The 3,128-nt window shown below is 63.4% G+C and carries 2 protein-coding genes and 2 pseudogenes; 3 read left to right on the forward strand and 1 reads right to left on the reverse strand.

Annotated elements, in window-relative coordinates; all coding sequences use genetic code 11:
- The 3 genes and pseudogenes from JKG68_RS34075 to JKG68_RS31570 form a co-directional block, all read left to right on the forward strand.
- Window positions 1–303 (forward strand): annotated as a pseudogene (locus JKG68_RS34075) (hypothetical protein); the annotation flags it as partial.
- Entirely contained in the window at window positions 266–868 is a 603-nt protein-coding gene (locus tag JKG68_RS31565; RefSeq protein ID WP_246516115.1) for an IS630 family transposase, read from the forward strand. The pseudogene JKG68_RS34075 and the gene JKG68_RS31565, both read left to right, overlap by 38 nt.
- Before the next feature lie 249 nt (window positions 869–1,117).
- Window positions 1,118–2,151: pseudogene (locus JKG68_RS31570) on the forward strand (IS630 family transposase).
- Between the two features lie 73 nt (window positions 2,152–2,224).
- On the opposite strand, the gene JKG68_RS31575 reads toward JKG68_RS31570, so the two are convergent.
- Window positions 2,225–2,974 (reverse strand): SDR family NAD(P)-dependent oxidoreductase, encoded by a 750-nt coding sequence (locus JKG68_RS31575; protein ID WP_376773248.1) that lies wholly within the window; start codon window positions 2,972–2,974, stop codon window positions 2,225–2,227.
- Window positions 2,975–3,128: the final 154 nt, after the last annotated feature.

Here is a 3,128-nt window from a genome sequence, read left to right on the forward strand (position 1 = left end):
GGCGTCAGCGACAGCTGCGCCATCAAGCTGATGCAACGCCAGCGGCAGTCCGGCTCCCTCGCGCCGGCCCGGCAAGGCCGCCCGCCCGGAGGCGGCAAGCTGGTGCCCTATGAGAGCTTCCTGATCCAGACCGTTGAGGCAAGGCCGGCCATCACCATGCCTGAACTGGCCGCTCGGCTGCTGGACGAGCACGGGATCCTGGCTGCTCCCGCGAGGCTCTCGCGCTTCCTGTGCCGGTGCGGCTTCTCATATAAAAAAATGCCTCATGGCGGCGGAGTGCGCACGCGCCAACGTGCGGGATGAGCGCCGGGTCTGGCATACCCAGCGTCAGCCGCGCATGCGCCAAGAGCCCCACCGGCTGGTGTTCCTGGATGAGACCTCCGCCAACACCAAGATGACCCGCCTGCGGGGGCGCTCGCGCAAAGGCCAGCGGTTGCGCATGAAAGCTCCCTTCGGTCACTGGACAACCCACACTTTCATTGCAGGGCTGCGGTGCAGCGCGTTGAGCGCCCCGTGGGTGATCGATGGTCCGATCACCCGGTTGGCATTTGAGGCTTACATCGAGACACAGCTTGCGCCGACCCTGCGCCAAGGTGACGTGGTGGTCCTCGACAACCTGGCCGTCCACAAGAGTGAGAAAGCCGCGCAGTGCCTGAAGCAAAGAGGCGCCTGGTTCCTGTTCCTGCCGGCTTATTCGCCTGATCTTAATCCAATTGAGCAGGCCTTTGCCAAGATCAAGGCACACCTGCGCAAGGCCGAAGCCCGCACCTTTGACGCGCTCTGGCGGGCCCTTGGCGACATCTGCGATTTGTTTGAGCCGCAAGAATGTTGGAACTTCCTCAAGGCTGCTGGATATGCGTCCGTTTAACCGTCCGGTGCTCTAGCTACTGTGACGGGGCGTCCAAATTGGTTCTCTCTGAAACCGGTTATCCAAGAATTTCATGCATCATGAAGGCTCAGTAGCAGAGGATTACGTGTTCATGGGCAGACATTCTGACCATTCTGCGGTCCCATTCTGTGTCTACTGGCTTCTGGCCTACAATCTGAGCCTGCCGGATCTTATTGATCCGGCTTGGGTGATTTTGAAATCCGGGGCCGAGCGATCCAGTTTGGCGGGATGAAACATGTCGACATGCGCAAGCTGCCCGCAGCAGCGCAAGAAGAGCGTCGGCGGCAGGTCGTCGGACTGCGCGAGAGCGGCCTGACCTATGATGCCATTGCCGCCCAGGTGGGCCTGACCCGGACAGGCGTATTCGATATCTGCCGCCGCTTCGGCGAGCAGTGCCTGGCCGGATTGGCGAGCCAGCCGCGGGGCCCGACACCCGGCACAGGACGCTTTCTCGAGGCCGAACAGGAAGCGCAGATCCGCGCTGAGATCAGCCGGCACACGCCCGACGAACTCGGCCTGCCCTTCGCCCTGTGGAGCCGGGCGGCGGTGCGGATGCTGATCGAGCGGCATTGTGGGGTCCGGCTGGCAGTGCGCACCATCGGCACCTATCTGGCGCGCTGGGGCTTCACGGCCCAGAAGCCGCTCCGACAGGCCGATGAGCAGTCACCGAAGGCTGTGCGGCGCTGGCTGCGGCACGACTACCCCGCCATCGTGGCGCAAGCCAGAGAAGAGAAGGGCACGATCTTCTGGGGGACGAGATCGGTTTGCGCTCCGACGACGTGCGTGGCCGCAGCTTCGCTCCACGAGGCCGGACGCCAGTGGTGCGCCCCAGCCACAAGCGCGCGGGTCTGGGCCTGATCTCGGCTGTGACCAACAAGGGCGAGTTGCGCTGGATAGTGCTCGATGGAGCCGTCAATGCTCCGAGCCTGATCCGCTTTCTCGGGCGGCTGATCCAGGATGCCAACGGCAAGGTGTTTCTGATCTGGGACAACCTGCCGGTCCATCGGGCCCGGGCGGTGCAGGACTGGTTGGCCGCACGCACGGAGCAGATCGAGGTCTTCCACCTGCCTTCCTACAGTCCCGAGCTGAACCCGGACGAGGGCCTGAACGCCGACCTTAAGCAAGCCGTGACCCGCCAGCCGCCGGCCCGTAGCAAGCCCGAACTCAAGCATACCGTGATCAGCCACATGCGGCGGCTGTTAAAGCTGCCCGCACGAAGCCGGAGCTACTTCAGGCATCAGCCATTCCGCTATGCCGCGTAGTTCAAGATCGCCCAAGCCGGATCAATAAGTGGAAGCGCCGCACGAGCTTCAGGCGCCCGACGATCAAGCGCGACTAAACCCAGCCGCCGTCCACGAGATAGGTCTGCGCCGACATGGCGCTGGAATCGTCCGAGCCGAGGAAGAGCGTGAAGTTGGCGATATCCTGCGGCACGAGCTTGCGCTTCACGCATTGGCGCTTGAGCAGCTCCTTCTCGCCCTCGGGCGTGAGCCACAGGTCGATCTGGCGCTGGGTCATGATCCAGCCCGGCACCAGGCAGTTGACGCGGATATTCCTGTCGCCCAGCTCCCGCGCCAGTGCCCGGGTGAGGCCGACCACGGCGGATTTTGCGGTCTTGTAGGCCGCGAAGGCATCGTCGCTCACCATGTAGCTCGTCGAACCCATGTTGATGATCGAGCCCCCGCCCGCCTTGTCCATGTCCGGCAGCACGGCCTGCGCTGCAAAGAACTGGTGGTCGAGATTGGTGGCGAAGCGCTCGCGCCAGTACTCCGGCGTCACCTCATCGATGGTGTGACGGTCATCGCGGGCGGCGTTGTTGACGAGGATCGTGATGGGTCCCACCGCATCGCTCGCACGGCGGATCGCAGCCTGCAGAGCGGGAATGTCGCGCACGTCGTTGTGCTCGAAATGCACGCGCTCGCCGAGCTCCTTTGCGAGAGCCTGACCGGCTTCGGCGTTATAATCGAGGACTGCGACCTTGCTGCCTTGCGCATGAAACGAGCGCACGATGCTCTCGCCGATGCCGCTGGCGCCGCCGGTGATGAGAACGGTCTTGCCTTTGAGAGAGCCATAATTTGTCTGGATCAAAGGACTCTCGTCTGTCTTAGGTGATCAGAGCGGTGCAACACGTGTTGCACCGCCCAGCTATCCGAACCGTCGTGGCTTACTCGCTCGACTTCGTCTTGGGCACGTAGGGGCCGTTGCCGTCGAAGGTGTAGGCGGTCTTCACCGTGGTGTA

Origin of the sequence: Microvirga aerilata, assembly GCF_016743775.1 — a bacterium.
In the GTDB taxonomy this organism is placed as follows: domain Bacteria; phylum Pseudomonadota; class Alphaproteobacteria; order Rhizobiales; family Beijerinckiaceae; genus Microvirga; species Microvirga aerilata.

Coding starts and splice junctions, on each gene's coding strand:
- JKG68_RS31565 (WP_246516115.1), top strand. CDS start 266: ATGGCGGCGGAGTGCGCACGCGCCAACGTGCGGGATGAGCGCCGGGTC.